This window comes from Aequorivita viscosa (assembly GCF_900106795.1).
GTDB classification, from domain to species: domain Bacteria; phylum Bacteroidota; class Bacteroidia; order Flavobacteriales; family Flavobacteriaceae; genus Aequorivita; species Aequorivita viscosa.
This window is the reverse complement of the sequence record NZ_FNNS01000021.1, coordinates 56,544-72,298: the sequence shown is the minus strand read 5'-3', so window position 1 is coordinate 72,298 and position 15,755 is coordinate 56,544. Positions and strand designations below refer to the sequence as shown.

At 37.0% G+C, this 15,755-nt stretch carries 14 protein-coding genes; 9 read left to right on the top strand and 5 right to left on the bottom strand.

Going from position 1 to position 15,755, the window contains the following annotated elements; translation table 11 throughout:
• On the top strand, positions 1-816 hold an 816-nt coding region (locus BLW28_RS12160), incomplete at its 5' end, for a T9SS type B sorting domain-containing protein (protein ID WP_143036875.1).
• Positions 817-1,022: 206 nt separating this feature from the next.
• On the opposite strand, the gene BLW28_RS12155 is transcribed toward BLW28_RS12160, so the two are convergent.
• From BLW28_RS12155 to BLW28_RS12140, 4 genes are read right to left on the bottom strand one after another with little or no spacing between them, the layout of a single operon-like run.
• Positions 1,023-1,757, bottom strand: a complete 735-nt coding sequence (locus tag BLW28_RS12155) for a tRNA1(Val) (adenine(37)-N6)-methyltransferase (RefSeq protein WP_073220045.1) — start codon at positions 1,755-1,757, stop codon at positions 1,023-1,025.
• Entirely contained in the window at positions 1,754-2,332 is a 579-nt protein-coding gene (locus BLW28_RS12150; protein WP_073220050.1) for a hypothetical protein, read from the bottom strand. The genes BLW28_RS12155 and BLW28_RS12150 overlap by 4 nt, the downstream gene beginning before the upstream one ends.
• Before the next feature lie 30 nt (positions 2,333-2,362).
• Positions 2,363-2,887, bottom strand: a complete 525-nt coding sequence (rimM, locus tag BLW28_RS12145; RefSeq protein WP_073220053.1) for a ribosome maturation factor RimM — start codon at positions 2,885-2,887, stop codon at positions 2,363-2,365.
• Positions 2,888-2,898: 11 nt separating this feature from the next.
• Positions 2,899-3,462 (bottom strand): 30S ribosomal protein S16, encoded by a 564-nt coding sequence (locus BLW28_RS12140; RefSeq protein ID WP_073220056.1) that lies wholly within the window; start codon positions 3,460-3,462, stop codon positions 2,899-2,901.
• A gap of 307 nt (positions 3,463-3,769) precedes the next feature.
• Between BLW28_RS12140 and topA the strand changes: the two genes are divergently transcribed.
• The 7 genes from topA (at position 3,770) to BLW28_RS12105 (ending at position 13,294) form a co-directional block, all read left to right on the top strand.
• Positions 3,770-6,289 carry a type I DNA topoisomerase gene (gene topA / locus BLW28_RS12135; RefSeq protein ID WP_073220059.1) on the top strand — a complete coding sequence of 840 codons (2,520 nt, stop codon included), beginning with the start codon at positions 3,770-3,772 and terminating at the stop codon, positions 6,287-6,289.
• A complete protein-coding gene (locus BLW28_RS12130) occupies positions 6,289-7,455 on the top strand; it encodes a formimidoylglutamase (RefSeq protein ID WP_073220062.1) in 1,167 nt (388 codons plus the stop codon). Before topA ends, BLW28_RS12130 begins: the two co-directional genes overlap by 1 nt.
• A 110-nt stretch (positions 7,456-7,565) precedes the next feature.
• On the top strand, positions 7,566-8,939 hold the full coding sequence (gene porK / locus BLW28_RS12125) for a T9SS ring complex lipoprotein PorK/GldK (RefSeq protein WP_073220067.1): 1,374 nt from the start codon (positions 7,566-7,568) through the stop codon (positions 8,937-8,939).
• A gap of 63 nt (positions 8,940-9,002) precedes the next feature.
• On the top strand, positions 9,003-9,662 hold the full coding sequence (porL, locus tag BLW28_RS12120) for a type IX secretion system motor protein PorL/GldL (protein ID WP_073220070.1): 660 nt from the start codon (positions 9,003-9,005) through the stop codon (positions 9,660-9,662).
• A 43-nt stretch (positions 9,663-9,705) separates the two neighbouring features.
• Positions 9,706-11,253 carry a type IX secretion system motor protein PorM/GldM gene (gene porM / locus BLW28_RS12115; protein ID WP_073220073.1) on the top strand — a complete coding sequence of 516 codons (1,548 nt, stop codon included), beginning with the start codon at positions 9,706-9,708 and terminating at the stop codon, positions 11,251-11,253.
• A 17-nt stretch (positions 11,254-11,270) separates the two neighbouring features.
• Positions 11,271-12,170: a type IX secretion system ring subunit PorN/GldN gene (gene porN, locus BLW28_RS12110; protein ID WP_073220075.1), complete on the top strand. Its 900-nt coding sequence runs from the start codon at positions 11,271-11,273 to the stop codon at positions 12,168-12,170.
• 77 nt (positions 12,171-12,247) lie between these two features.
• Positions 12,248-13,294: an NAD(P)/FAD-dependent oxidoreductase gene (locus BLW28_RS12105; protein WP_073220077.1), complete on the top strand. Its 1,047-nt coding sequence runs from the start codon at positions 12,248-12,250 to the stop codon at positions 13,292-13,294.
• Between the two features lie 30 nt (positions 13,295-13,324).
• Here BLW28_RS12105 and BLW28_RS12100 read toward each other — a convergent pair whose 3' ends face one another.
• On the bottom strand, positions 13,325-13,714 hold the full coding sequence (locus BLW28_RS12100) for a DUF983 domain-containing protein (RefSeq protein WP_073220223.1): 390 nt from the start codon (positions 13,712-13,714) through the stop codon (positions 13,325-13,327).
• Positions 13,715-13,834: 120 nt separating this feature from the next.
• On the opposite strand from BLW28_RS12100, the gene BLW28_RS12095 reads away from it, so the two are divergent.
• The gene (locus tag BLW28_RS12095) at positions 13,835-15,751 is read left to right on the top strand and encodes an ABC-F family ATP-binding cassette domain-containing protein (RefSeq protein ID WP_073220079.1); all 1,917 of its coding nucleotides are present in this window, start codon (positions 13,835-13,837) and stop codon (positions 15,749-15,751) included.
• Positions 15,752-15,755 lie beyond the last annotated feature (4 nt).

Here is a 15,755-nt window from a genome sequence, read left to right as displayed (position 1 = left end):
AACCTTTACGAGCCTAGATGTTCTGAAGTTGTAGAAGTGATATTAAAAGTGCGGGAATTGCCGTTAATTACTTTTGATGATGTTTATGGACTATGTGTAGATGCCAATGGCAACCCAATAGCAGGGGAAGATGGAGTTTCCCCTCCAGTTATCGACACAGGATTAGATCCAGGCCTTTACACATTTGAATGGATGTTCGAAGGCGTATTGTTGCCAAACGGGGCTGGGCCATCTATTGTAGCCGCGCAAGCTGGGGAATACACGGTAACAGTTACCGAGATCGCTACCGGGTGTCAAGCGTGGGCAGTTGCCACAGTAGTGCTTTCCTCGCCACCGTTAACCTATAGTGCAACGGAAACCACTATGGCCTTTTCAGACAGTCATATCATTAGGGTGTATGCCGAAGGTTTAGGGACGTACGAATACCAATTGGATGACGGGCCGTTCCAAGACAGCTCCGTATTTGAGAATGTATTGCCGGGATCGCATACAGTAACCATTAGGGATGTAAACGGATGTGGAAGTGTAACCTTAGAAGTCGGCACGATTGGGTACCCATTGTACTTCACTCCAAACGGAGATGGTTATCACGACACTTGGGGTATTCCTGGGCTAGAGCTTATCGACCCCACGGCAACCATCTATATCTATGATCGCTTTGGAAAGCTATTGAAAGAGCTTAGCGCCGTAGGTCGTCCTTGGGATGGTACCTTCAACGGGCACCAGATGCCATCGAGTGATTACTGGTTTAGATTGGATTATATTGAAGAAGGCGTTAAAAGGCAATTAAAAGGCCACTTTACCTTAAAACGCTAACCTCATAATCAAATACTCACAAAACAATAAAAACCTCGCACGTAGCGGGGTTTTTTGGTTTTTAAAGGAGGTTTGATTCAATGAAATTATTGTTTTGAGCACACTATTATGAAGCTCAATATATATTGAAAACAATCAAAGTTGTAAATTTTGGAAGGAAATAAAATAGTAGGAGACTTTTAACTTCTAATCTAAATAAGGATAGGTTACATCTTCAAATAAAAATCCTGAACTAATCCTATATACTCATCAGTATATTCGTGGCGTGAATTTTCAATAATAAGATTTTCAATTATAACAGATGTTTTTTTAAATGAAAACTCTATCATACTTCTTTTTTCTTCAGAAGTTTTATTACCTCGGACCCTGCAAATTCTTTTAGGAAATAGGTTTACTTGCACTGCAATTTTGATAAAGTTTTCCTCTTCATTCCGAGGAATTATGACTGCAAAAACCCCCTCATTAGAAAGTAAAAGTGAAGCGCCTTTAATCAATTCATCAAAAGGGAGTGCATCGTTAAATCGAGCTAGTTTTCGAGATTCTGAAATTTTATTTTCTTCGTCAGAATTCGTGGCAAGAGAGGGTGCATAAAATGGAGGATTTGAAATAACAATATCGTATTTTTCATCAATTTCTTCAACAAATTCGCCCAAAGAAGCGTGGTAGCAAAATAAGCGATCGCCCCAAGGAGAGCTTTCAAAATTGTCAACACATTGTTCGTAGGCATCGTCATCAATCTCTATAGCATCAACAATTTCGGCATTAGAGCGCTGTGCCAATTGTAAAGCAATAATCCCTGTGCCAGTACCAATATCTAAAACTGAAAATGGGTTGCTTTTAATAGAAACCCAAGCGCCAAGCAAAACACCATCGGTGCCAATTTTCATTGCACAACGGTCTTGTTCTATTGTAAATTCTTTAAAACGAAAAGGTTGGTTCATTGTGCTTCGGTGCTATAAAGTTTTTTCCATTTTTTCGGACTTACTTGTTTAAGATAAACTTTATAAAACTCTTTGTCTTCATGATTTGTATTTCTAATTAAATCGCTGAAAATTTTTATCAACTCTGACTTGTATTCAGAGTTCACTGCAAGTGCATCCCTTCCGTTTTCGTCCAAAATACTTATAGAAGCGTAAGTTTCTTGATTATAATTTTCTTCACCAGTAGTAATTATAATGAACTTTTCTGAAGAATCTTCCAATAAAGGAATACTACTCCAGATAAGTAACGGGTGGTGATTTCCTTTTAGTACACTTTCCGTGTTCCACTTTCCATAGATATCAAACATTACTTTTTTGGTCTGAAGAAAACTATAAAGACAAAAGAACTTTGCTTCTGTAACTTTTTCAGTTTTATTGTCAATATTTAAAAAAGATTCGTGAAATTCTATTTTGGAAAAATCGTTTTTAAAGTTCTTTTTGCAATTTGAAACACGACGATTTTCCGGAATAGTTTGCGAAGTAGAACAGGAGAAAATTGTAGCTGTAGCAAAAAGGAAAAGTAATAGGCGTGTCATTTTGTATATTTTATTTCCAATATACAAAAATTAAATATACAAATCTATAAGGCCTTCAGGCACATCCAAAAGTATGGATTTCTTTTCGCGATCTACTTTTTTAATGAAATGATCAATCATCGGAATTAAAACTTCTTTTCCATTACGATCTATTTCAAAAATAGCTTGAGAAGTAGTATCATTAACTCCTACAATTTCACCAATTTCACCAAAAGATTCGTCTTTGGCGGTAAAGCCAATTATTTCGTGGTAGTAAAATTTATTGCCCGTAAGTTTAGGAAGAAACTCCAAAGGAAGGTATAGATGAGCCCCAATTAGTGCATTCGCTTCTTCTTCGTTGTTTACATCCTCAAAACGCACTCTTAAGAGTTCACTTTTGTGTAATGAGCTTTCATCAATAAAAAATGGAATCAGGTTTTTGCGTCGTTCCACAAAAACCGATTCCATTTCAGTAAATAATTCGGGTTCGTCCGTATCAAGTTTTACGAGCAGTTCCCCTTTGAAGCTGTATTTTCTAACGATTTTGCCCAAGTAGAAGCAGTTCTCCTTTTGCATCGTTATAAGTTTTAAGCTTCTTTGTTGTTTTCTTTAGCTTCAGCAGCAGCCTCATCTATTGCACTTGCAGCAGGAGCTTCTTCTGTTTCAGCATCGGTAGTAGTCTCTTCTTCAGCAGGAGCAGCGGCAGCGGCAGCATCAGCAGCACGCTTATCACTAACAGCTTTTTCAGCAAGAAGTTTTTCAGCTTTAGCTTTTTCTTGAGCTTCAGATAGAGATGCTTTTTTATGGTCGATAGAATCTTTTTTAGTTTCTAACCACTCATTAAATTTAGCCTCAGCTTGTTCTTGAGTCAACGCGCCTTTACGAACACCACCAGCAAGGTGATTTTTCAATAAAGCCCCTTTGTATGAAAGAATAGCACGCACGGTGTCTGTTGGTTGCGCTCCGTTTTGAAGCCATTTTACTGCACTATCAACGTCAAGTTCAATTTGTGCTGGGTTGGTAGTTGGACTGTAATGACCTATTTTTTCTAGGTATCTTCCACTTCTTTTACTACGGCTATCCGCAGCGATAATCCAGAAATAAGGCTTTCCTTTTTTTCCGTGTCTTTGTAATCTTAATTTTACAGGCATGTTGAATTAATTTTTGAGGTTCTCGACCTCGGTTATAATTTAAGACGGCAAAGATAGTGTATTTTCTTTTTGAAATTGAGCCGATTATACTTTTTTATTTCCTTGCCGATTCATATCAATTTGTAATGATGAAACATGGTCTGTTGGTCCTTTAAAAATAGGTGTATAGAATTCAGATAAAATATAAAATTCTGAATTAATCTAAACTCAATTACCCCGTGATTTCTAGATTTTTAATTGATTTTCTTGCTCTAAATCCTTGGTATAAAAAAAATCACATACTTTTGTACGCATAACAGAATAGATAATGGCAAAGAATTTAGTGATAGTAGAGTCCCCTGCGAAAGCGAAAACAATTGAGAAATTTCTTGGAAAAGATTTTAAGGTTTCCTCTAGTTTTGGGCATATAGCAGATCTTCCTTCAAAAGAGTTGGGAGTGGATGTAGAAGGAGATTTTTTACCTAAATATATAGTTAGCAGCGACAAAAAAAAGTTGGTTGCGGAATTAAAAGCACTTTCTAAAAAAGCTGAAATGGTTTGGCTAGCGAGTGATGAGGATCGCGAGGGTGAGGCTATTGCCTGGCATCTGGCAGAGGAGTTAAAACTCGATAAGGATAAAACCAAACGTATTGTTTTTCACGAAATTACAAAGTCAGCTATTTTAAAAGCTATCGAAAATCCACGTCAGATCGATTATAATTTGGTAAATGCACAACAAGCACGTCGTGTTTTGGATCGATTGGTGGGTTATGAACTTTCTCCAGTGCTTTGGAAAAAAGTGAAGGGAGGGCTTTCTGCAGGTCGAGTGCAATCAGTCGCGGTGCGATTAATTGTTGAGCGCGAACGTGAAATCGAAGCGTTTACTCCAGTTGGTTCGTACAGGGTTGATGCGGAGTTTACTACCATGGATGGTAGTAAGTTTAAGGCCAAGCTTCCTAAGAACTTTGCAACTGAAGAAGAAGCCAAAGATTTTCTAGAAAAAAACCTTGGAGCGTCTTATAAAATATCAGAGCTAACTAAAAAGCCAGCCAAAAAATCACCAGCTGCACCTTTTACAACTTCAACATTACAACAGGAAGCAGCTCGAAAGCTGTACTTTTCGGTTGGTAAAACGATGACAATTGCACAGCGTTTGTACGAAGCAGGGCTTATAACGTATATGCGTACCGATAGCGTTAACTTGTCTAACGATGCAAAAAATGCTGCTCAGAAAGAAATAATTGCTTCCTACGGTAAAGAATACAGCAAACCCCGGGATTATAAAGGTAAAAGCAAAGGCGCCCAAGAAGCACACGAGGCTATACGTCCAACAGATATGAGTCTGCATACCATAACTGGCGACAGGGATCAAGCTCGTTTGTACGATTTAATCTGGAAACGTACATTGGCTTCTCAAATGAGTGATGCCGAATTGGAGCGCACCAATGTTAAAATTGACGTACTTTCTAAGAAAAAAGTGTCTGAAAACTTTGTGGCCAACGGAGAGATGATAAAGTTTGATGGATTTCTGAAAGTATATCTTGAAGGAACCGATTTTGAAGAAGAAGAACAAGAAGGAATGTTGCCCAACATGAAAAATGGCGATTCGTTAGAAAATAATTACATAACAGCTACCGAACGATTTACAAGACCGCCCTATCGCTTTACTGAAGCATCTCTAGTAAAACAATTAGAAGAACTCGGGATTGGGCGTCCTTCTACTTATGCGCCAACTATCTCTACTATTATAAGTAGAAACTATGTTGAAAAAGGAACTATTGAAGGGGTTGAAAGAAAATACCTGCAAGTAACACTCAAAAATGACAAGGTTAAAGATAAAACCTTAACCGAAACCGTTGGGTCGGATAAAGGGAAGCTGGTTCCTACAGATATAGGAATGATTGTAAATGACTTTTTGGTAGAAAACTTCGAAAACATTCTCGATTATAATTTTACCGCAAAAGTAGAACAGGATTTTGATGATATTGCAGACGGAAAAGAAGAGTGGACAAAAATGATGAAAGATTTTTATGCCGATTTCCATCCGCACGTTAAGCACGTTGAAGAAAATGCCGATCGCGAAAGTGGAGAGCGTATTTTAGGAGAAGATCCAGAAAGTGGACGACCTGTGCTTGTTCGACTTGGAAAGTACGGGCCAATGGCGCAAATAGGAGCGCCAGACGATGAAGAGAAGAAGTTTGCTAGTCTTCGCCCAGATCAACAATTGCACTTAGTTACTTTTGAAGAGGTAATGGATCTTTTTAAACTTCCTAAATCGTTGGGTATATACGAAAACGAAGAAGTTGAAGTAAATAATGGTCGTTTTGGACCTTATGTGCGATTTGGAAAAACATTTATCTCACTTCCAAAAGGAATGGATCCATTGGATGTGGACATGACATTTGCAAAAGAATTGATTGAAGAAAAGAAAAAGGCCGATGCGCCTATATATATGTATGAAGATTTACCAGTTCAAAAAGGAGTGGGTAGATTTGGACCTTTTATAAAATGGAATGGCATGTTCATTAATGTGAACAAGAAATACGATTTCGATAATCTTTCTAACGAGGATATAGAAAAGTTAATTGAAGAAAAAAAACAAAAGGAGATTGATAAGCTTATCCAAGAATGGCCAGAAGAGAAAATAAGAATTGAAAAAGCACGATGGGGTCGATTTAATCTTATTAAAGGGAAAACAAAGGTAGAGTTGTCGAAAGATACTGAGGTCGAAAAGATGACCCTGGATGAAGCACAGGCTTTACTGGCTAAAAAAGCTCCTAAAAAGAAAGCTGCTGCAAAAAAGAAAACTGCCACCAAGGCAAGAAAAACTACAGCTAAGAAAAAATAATGATAGAGTTTTTATCACCAGTTTCTAATATAGTTTTGGAGCATCGAGAATCGTTGCCAGCTGGAACTTTAGGGAAGCAAATTAAAGTTCACGCAGAAAAAGGAGTGTTTCCTAGTTTTGATGGAGTTAAATTCGCTATATTGGGAATACAGGAAAATCGAGCTAGTGTTAATATTGATCAAGAAGAGATAAATTTCGACTCATATAGGTTAGCGTTTTATTCCTTATATCCGGGAAACTGGAATTATAGCATTATAGATCTTGGCGATATTGAAAAAGGAGCAACACCAGAAGATAGTCGTTTTGCTGCGAAAGAAACTATTGCAGCGCTATTAAAAATGAACGTAATCCCCCTAGTTCTGGGAGCAGGACAAGATCTGGCCTATGGGCAATATCGCGCATACGACGGTTGGGGAGAAATGGTGAATTTAGTCAATATTGATAGCCGATTTGATTTAGGAAATGCCGAGTTGCCTATTTCAAACAAATCGTATGTTGGAAAAATGGTTGTCGATTTACCATATAATCTGTTTAACTACAGTGTAATTGGTTACCAATCATTTTTTAATTCTCCCCAAGAGATTGCCTTAATGGAAAAATTATTTTTCGATGCGTATAGATTGGGTGAAATAACTAAAGATATTACAATTGTAGAACCCGCAATGCGCGATGCAGATATAGTTACTTTAGATGCATCTGCAATAAAAAACTCAGAAATGAGTTATAAAAATAGTGATAGTCCTAATGGATTTGACGGTAGAGAGATTTGTGCAATTTCTAGATATGCAGGAATTAGTAATCGAGTAAGTTCGTTCGGTATATATGAAATTGGAAAACAAATGACACAGCAAAAGAGTGGCGCAATGCTTATAGCTCAAGTGTTGTGGTATTTTGTGGAAGGAGTCAATTTTAGAATCGATGATGAGGACTTTGATAATGAAGTGAATTTTACCACCTATAATGTTCCTATTGATGAAACGGTCTTGACCTTCAAAAAAAGCAATAGAACAGAAAGGTGGTGGATTTTATTACCTTTTATTTCAAATGTTAATAATAAATTAAAAAGTCGTGCGTTATTACCTTGCACTTATGGCGAATATTTAAGTGCTTGTAATCAACATATTCCTGAAAGATGGCTAAAAGCCCGTCACAAAAACGAAGTATAATTAAGAAGCAAGTGAGAGTATTGAAGCGAGTTTTTTAAAATAAAATTGTTTTTTTGAAATTTTATAAATACGTTTACGCTCTCAAATTTTGAATTTTAACCAAAACACCTATGAAGAAGTTTATTGCATTAGTTGCGATTGTTGCCTTTATGTTCAGCTGTAACTCTGGAGACAGAGGAGAGCTCGTCGGAGCAAAAGGTAAAAAATGGTATCCACAGAAACCTTATGGAATGACATTGGTGCCTGGCGGATCCTTCATTATGGGTAATAGTGATGATGATTTTGTGGCAGTTAATGACGCACCCACAAAAACTGTTACTGTACGTTCATTTTATATGGACGAAACCGAAATTACCAATGCTGAATACCGTCAATTTGTAAATTGGGTACGCGACTCTACAGTAAGGTTGCGTCTTGCTATTAAAGCTGATGAAGAAGGCGCTACTCCAGGCGATGGAGGAATTGGCGAGTTTGCTTTTGTAGATCAATCTGAAGAAGAAATGACTCCGTATCAACAATATATGTACGATAATTACTTCGGAATGGGAGAAGATTATTATGCAGGGAGAAAAATTAACAACAAAACGAAACTTATTTGGGATACATCTAAATATCCAGACGAGTTTTATTCTGAAGTAATGGATACTATGTATATCCCTGAAGAGGAAGCATACAACGGACAGCGAACTATCGATGTTAGTAAGTTGAACTTCCAGTATACATATATGGATATTCAAGGTGCGGCCCGCGATAAAAGTAAAAGAAGAAAAGACTTTATAAAAACTGAGGAACTTAATATTTATCCTGATACTACAGTTTGGATTAGAGACTTTAACTATTCTTATAATGAGCCAATGCACAACGACTATTTCTGGCACGAAGCATATGGTGCGTATCCTGTGGTTGGTGTAAGCTGGAAACAAGCTAAAGCGTTTTGTGCATGGAGAACTTTGTATAAAAATGCATATCAAAAATCTAAACGAAGAAACTGGGTAAATTCATTCCGTCTTCCTGGTGAAGCTGAGTGGGAATATGCTGCTAGAGGTGGACTGCAATCTGCAACTTATCCGTGGGGTGGCCCTTACACTAAAAATGATAGAGGTTGCTTTATGGCTAATTTTAAACCATTAAGAGGAGACTATGCAGCCGATCAAGCTTTGTATACTGTTGAGGCAAGATCGTATGAGCCAAACGGATTTAACTTATACAATATGGCAGGAAATGTGTCAGAATGGGTAGCTTCATCGTATGATCCTGCGTCTTATGATTACTCATCTACTATGAATCCAAATGTAAACGACGAGCAAAACTTACGTAAGGTTGTTCGTGGTGGATCTTGGAAAGATGTAGCTTATTTCCTTCAGGTAGGTACTAGGGACTATGAGTATGCCGACTCGGCGCGTAGTTATATTGGGTTCCGTACAGTACAAGATTATATGGGTACCGACGTAGCTTTAAACGAATCTCTTGGTGACATCCGCTAACTTTTTATATTAAATAACCTAAAAGACTATTAACTTTAAACAATCAATCAAAACTATTTTATTATGGCAAAATCTTCAAAATCCTCGAAAAGACTATTTGCAATGGCCTACGGTCTGGGAGCATCAGTTGTAATTATCGGTGCATTATTTAAAATTACTCACTTCGAAATTGCTGGTATTGGTGGTAACGTGCTGTTAACCATCGGTCTAGTAACAGAAGCTCTTATATTTGCAATTTCAGCTTTTGAGCCTATTGACGATGATTTGGACTGGTCATTAGTATATCCTGAACTTGCAGGTGGAAATGCTGCTCCAAAATCCAAAAAAGAAGCCGTTGCTGCATCAGATGCAAACGGAATGTTATCTAAAAAATTAGACGAAATGTTGAAAGATGCTCGTATCGATTCTGAATTGATGAGTAGCTTAAGCAACAGTATTCGTTCTTTTGAAGGTGCTGCCAAAGGTATTGCTCCAACAGCAGAAGCGATTACCTCAACTAAAAAATACAGCGAAGAAATGGCTCTTGCTGCAGCTCATATGGATTCATTGAACAGTCTTTATAAAGTTCAAATCGAGTCTACAAGTCGTCAGGCTGAAGCGAATCAAAAAGTTGCTGAAAATGCTGAGCAGTTAAAGCAGCAAATGCAACATTTGGCTACCAACCTATCTTCATTAAATGGAGTATACGGTGGAATGCTTTCTGCTATGACAACAAAACACTAAGATAGGTTCTACCTTAATTATTAATCTTTAAAGAAGAATTAAAATGGCAGGAGGAAAACTATCCCCAAGGCAGAAAATGATTAACATGATGTATTTAATATTCATCGCCATGTTGGCTTTAAATATGTCAAAAGAAGTATTATCTGCATTTGGATTATTAAATGACAAAATTGCTAAAGCGAATGTCGCTTCAGACCAACGTAACCAAGCGTTCCTTGGTGGTTTGGCAGAAAAAGCACAAGAGCAACCAGCAAAATATAAGCCTGTTCTAGATAAAGCCAATCAGGTTAACGCATTGGCTCAAGAACTAGATAGCTATATAGAAGGAGTTAAGGATGAAATGATGAAAGATATCGAAGATCCTAAAGATTATGAGATACAAGATAAATCTGATCATTTAGACCAAAAATGGTTTAGTGGTGATAAGCTTTCTAAAGCAGGTCAAGAATTTGTAGACAAAGTAGATGGCTTTAGAGAAGGAGTGATAGCAATTATTGGTGATTCTTATCCACAAATCGCAGAAGATGTAAAGTCAAAGTTTACTACTTCACCTGAAAAAAATCGTAAAGGTGTAGAAATTAGATGGCTAAATTATCATTTTGAAGGCTTCCCGTTGGTAGCATCTAGAACTAAATTAACGCAGATGCAAGCGGATATTAAAGTAACCCAAAACGATGTTCTTCAAGCTATGCTTGCTGGAGAGCAAGTAAAGCAGTTATCTATGTCTAACTATCAAGCGATTGTAGTGCCAGATAAGACTGCTTTCTTCAACGGAGAAAACTTTAAAGGAAGAGTTGTCTTAGGTCGTTTTGACAACACTCTTAACTTTGATAAAGTTGTTGTAAACGGGAAGGAAATTACTGAAACTGCCGGTGGACAAGTGGTTCTTGATTTCCCTGCTGGAAATGTAGGTGAGCAAGAATTAAAGGGAGAATTACAATTTAAGGAAGGCGACTCCGTTGTAAGTATTGAAATTAAAAGTTCGTATGCAGTAATTCCAAAACCAAATGCTGCAGTAATTTCTGCAGATAAGATGAATGTGGTTTATCGTGGGGTTGAAAACCCAATGACCATTTCTATTCCTGGTGTTGGTACTGTTTCAGCAAATGCTCCTGGTTTATCGCCTGCTGGTGGTGCTGGAAAGTATGTAATGAACGCTACGAGCATTCAAGGTCGTGAAGTAAAAATTAGCGTTAGCGGTAAACTTCCAGGGGGAGAAACCGTTTCAGATAGTAAAACTTTCCGTATTAAGGATATTCCAAGACCTACAGGAACAATCCGTGGGGAAGATGGTGGCGGTGGTCCAGTTCGTATGCAAAGACAAGGGCTAGAAATATCTAGTGTTGGTGCTGAATTAATGGACTTCGATTTTGACCTTAAATTAAATGTAACTGGTTTTAGCTTCAAAGTTGCTGGACAGCCTACAATTAAGGTTTCTGGAAACAAACTTAGTAACGATGCTAAAGGAGCTCTACGACGTGCAGGACGTGGAGAAACTGTACAAATTTTTGATATTAACGCGAGTCTTTCAGGAAACTCAGGATATAAATTAAAGAAAATTTCTCCTGTATTTGTTGAATTGACAAACTAGAATAAAATCCGATAGGTATGAATTTGAAAAATGTTGTTTTATGTGTTTTTGGTTTTGGAATCTTTGCAAGTGCAAATGCACAAGTAAATATTCTTAATGCTAGGACTCCAGATGAAATAGGTAAAAAGACTGAAGCGCAAATTGCCAATGACAATGATAAACCAATACCGTATGGTTACACCGACGAGCGCGATGTGCTGTGGTCTAAAACTACGTGGGAAATCATCGATTTGGATGAAAGGGTAAACTTCCCTCTGTATTATCCAATCGATACAAATAACATTGGTTCAGATAGACGTTCTTTATATGATGTTCTAGTTAGAAACATTCAAAATGGTAACATTTCTGAAATTTATGCCGATTCTTATTTCACAGAGAAAAGAACATTAGACGATATTCAAGCTTCTTTGGTGTACAGTGATACTACTGATGCTGGTATTGAGCAGTATAACGCAGAAGGTATTGTGGATGAGCAATTTGTTCGTCGATTTGAAATCAATGCCGGTGATATTCAAGAATATCGTATTCGAGGATATTGGTACATAGACAAGCGTCAAGGCGATTTGAGATATCGTCTGTTGGGGCTATGCCCTGTAGCTAACGAAGCGCGTTCAAAAGCATATCCAGATGATGGTATAGACTCTAAAGTTGAATTGTTTTGGGTTTGGTTTCCCGCAGCAAGAGAGGCGCTGCATCAAGCAAAGGCATTTAACAGACAAAACACCTCGCAACCTATTTCTTACGACCACTTGTTGAACGCAAGACGTTTTAGCGCTGTGATTTATCAAGAAGATAACGTTCAAGGTGATAGGGAAGTTAAAGATTACATTACCGATAACGCTCTGATGCAATTGATGGAGTCTGAACGAATCAAAGAAGAAATTCGTAATATCGAAATCGATTTGTGGAATTACTAAGTCGTTGTTCTACACAATTATAATTAAAACCCTTCAAGCTTCCTTTTGGAATTTGAAGGGTTTTTTAATTTTATACAATGAAAAAGGTTGATTATATAGTTGTTGGGTTAGGTATAGCTGGAATTTGTTTTTCAGAACAACTTCTAAAGCAAAATAAGAGCTTCATGGCCATTGATAACGGGTCTAATGGAGCCACTGCTATGTCTGGTGGTGTTTTTAACCCAACTGTATTAAAACGCTTTAATGCTGCCTGGAATACTTCAGAATTTTATCCCGTTGCATTGTCATTTTATAAAAACTTGATGCATACGCTTCAAACGGACTTCTTTTTTGAAACTCCAATTTTGCGAATTTTTAAAAGTGTAGAAGAACAAAATGATTGGTCTGTAGCAAGTGATAAACGTGAACTACAACAATTTCTTTCACCCAATTTTGTTCAAAATACTAATCCTAGTATCACTGAATCTTATGGTTTTGGAAAAGTGACTGGTACAGCACGAATTAATACTTCCCGCTTATTAGCTGCTTATAAAAACTATTTACAAGCTAAAAGCAGTTTGCTTACACAAGAGTTTCTTTATAATGAATTGAAAGTTGAGAATGATAATATTGTCTATAACGATATTATAGCTGATAAAATCGTTTTTTGCGATGGCCCTAATGTTATGAATAATCCTTTCTTCCCTATCAACGGAATCATTCCTAATAAAGGGGAATATTTAATAGTTAAAGCACCAAAGTTGAAAGTGAATATTTTAATTAAAGGCAGTTTTTATATAATTCCGCTAGGAGATTCTTTGTATAAAGTAGGAGCTACTTTTGGAGCAAACGATTCCGGTCGTGATAGAAGTGCAAAGGCTGAGCAGGAAATTTCTGCTAAATTGAAAACGATGATTAATTGTCCGTTTGAAATAATAGATCAAACTGTGGGCATTAGACCTACAACCCGAGATAGAAAACCGTTATTGGGTAGTATTGCAAACAACAGCCGAGTGGTTTTTTTTAACGGCCTAGGTTCACGAGGTTTTACAATGGCTCCGTTATTATCAGAGATTTTATATATTAATATCACAGACGGAATGCCGCTTCCTTCAGAAATGGATATTAATCGAATTGCTAATTAATCCTTGACGTAAATGTCAAAAAATTTTGCACTATTCTTTATTGTCTAAATTTTTATCGTAGTGCATAAATAAGTTAATCCAGATGTTTCGCGACACTCTCAAAATAATAGGAAATAATACAATTAGTACAATAATTATCGTAAAAAACGTATAGTGTCTATCAAGGCCTAAAAGGAAAAAAGCTATGACAAATGTTGCCACAGCTATAGCAACCCCTACGCCGTAGCTAACATACATTGCACCATAAAAAAAAGATGGTTCCATTTTAAATTTTGTACCACAATGACTGCACCTCTCGTGCATTTTTAGGTTTTTCTTTAAGTTGAACGGATTTTTTTCTAGATACATCTCACCGTTGTGACAAACGGGGCAGGTTCCTGTAAGAATACTGTAAAGTTTATTGCCTTTTAGAAATTGCATTGTCAGTTTTTTTTGCACCACAAAAATAAGCATCTTTGCACACTTGCCCACTGGCAATCAGTAATATTTCGGGGTTCAAAATTTGAAATATTAATTACCTCAAACTACATAAGTTATATAATGATCAATATCCATAATCTTTCTGTTTCCTTTCAAGGTGAATACTTGTTTGAAAAAATTACTTTTCAGCTAAAATCTGGTGATCGAGTCGGTTTAGTTGGAAAAAATGGAGCAGGGAAATCGACATTATTGAAAATTATCGCTGGTGAACAGGAGTATGACACTGGACAAATTGCTACAGATAAAGAAATTTCAATAGGCTTTTTGAAACAGGATATCGACTTCGAAATGGGACGCACTGTCTTAGAAGAATCCTATGAAGCTTTTACAAAAATAAAGAAACTTGAAAAAAACCTCGAGCACATAAATACGCAGCTGGCAGAACGAACCGACTATGAAAGCGATGGTTATAACCAATTAATGGTCGATTTAAACGATGTGCAGCACCAATACGAAATTCACGGTGGTTACAATTACCAAGGTGAAACTGAACGTATTTTACAAGGTCTAGGGTTTCAAAGAGAAGATTTTAATAAACTAACGGAAACTTTCTCAGGAGGTTGGCGAATGCGGATTGAACTTGCAAAACTACTTCTTCAAAACAATGACATCTTGTTGCTCGATGAGCCCACAAATCACCTAGATATTGAATCAATCCTGTGGTTAGAGGATTTTTTGAGGTCCTACTTGGGGGCAGTAGTTATCGTTTCGCACGATAAAATGTTTTTGGATAATGTAACCAATCGCACAATAGAAATTTCGCTTGGAAAGATTTACGACTTTAATAAGCCCTATACGCAATATTTAGTGCTTCGGAATGAATTGCGGGAGCAGCAACTGGCTTCGCAAAAAAATCAGCAAAAACAAATAGAACAAACTGAAAAACTGATTGATAAATTCCGAGCTAAGGCGAGTAAAGCTACAATGGCACAATCGCTTATAAAAAAACTTGATAAAATTGATCGCATTGAGGTCGATGAAGATGATAATAGCGTTATGACGTTGCGGTTTCCAATTTCGGTTACGCCTGGGAAAGTGGTAATTGAAGCTGAAAATATTTCAAAAAGCTACGGTGATAATCAAGTGCTGCAAGGTGTAGATTTAATGGTTGAAAGAGAGGCTAAAATAGCCTTTGTAGGCCAAAACGGTCAAGGGAAATCTACTTTGGCAAAAATTATTGTAGGCGAAATAGACCACGGTGGAAAACTTAGTCTTGGGCATAATGTGCAAATAGGGTATTTTGCCCAAAATCAAGCAGACCATTTAGATGGAAAAAAAACTGTTCTAGATACAATGATCGATGCGGCAAACGAGAAGAACCGTAGCCGGGTTAGAGACATTTTAGGCTCTTTTTTATTTAGAGGTGATGAAGTAGAAAAATATGTAAGAGTGTTGAGTGGGGGTGAAAGAAACCGTTTAGCTCTTGCAAAATTACTACTTCAACCGTTTAATGTTTTGGTTATGGATGAGCCTACGAACCACCTTGATATAAAATCTAAAAATGTATTGAAGGATGCACTAAAAAGCTTCGAAGGTACCTTAATTCTGGTTTCTCACGATCGGGATTTTCTTCAAGGTTTAACCAATAAAGTATACGAATTCAAAGATCATCAAATAAAGGAATATTTAGGTGATATAGATTATTTCCTTGAACAGCGTAATCTTGATAACCTTAGAGAAGCAGAAAAACGTACTGTGGCGACCTCTACGCAAGGAAAAGAAAATCGAACTGCAGGTGAGGAGTATGAGCTTCAGAAAAAACTAAAATCCACTAAAAATAAATTGAGCAACGTGGAAGCTTCCATAGCTTCTTTAGAAAAGGAAATTGCTGAAATTGATACAGAATTACTTGTTAATTATGAAGAAACAATAGCCAAGCCTCATTTTTTTGATAAATATCAAGAAAAGAAAAAGCAACTTAAAAAATTAATGCAAGACTGGGAAGTGCTTCAAGAAACGTTAGATTCCTTGTCTTAAAAAA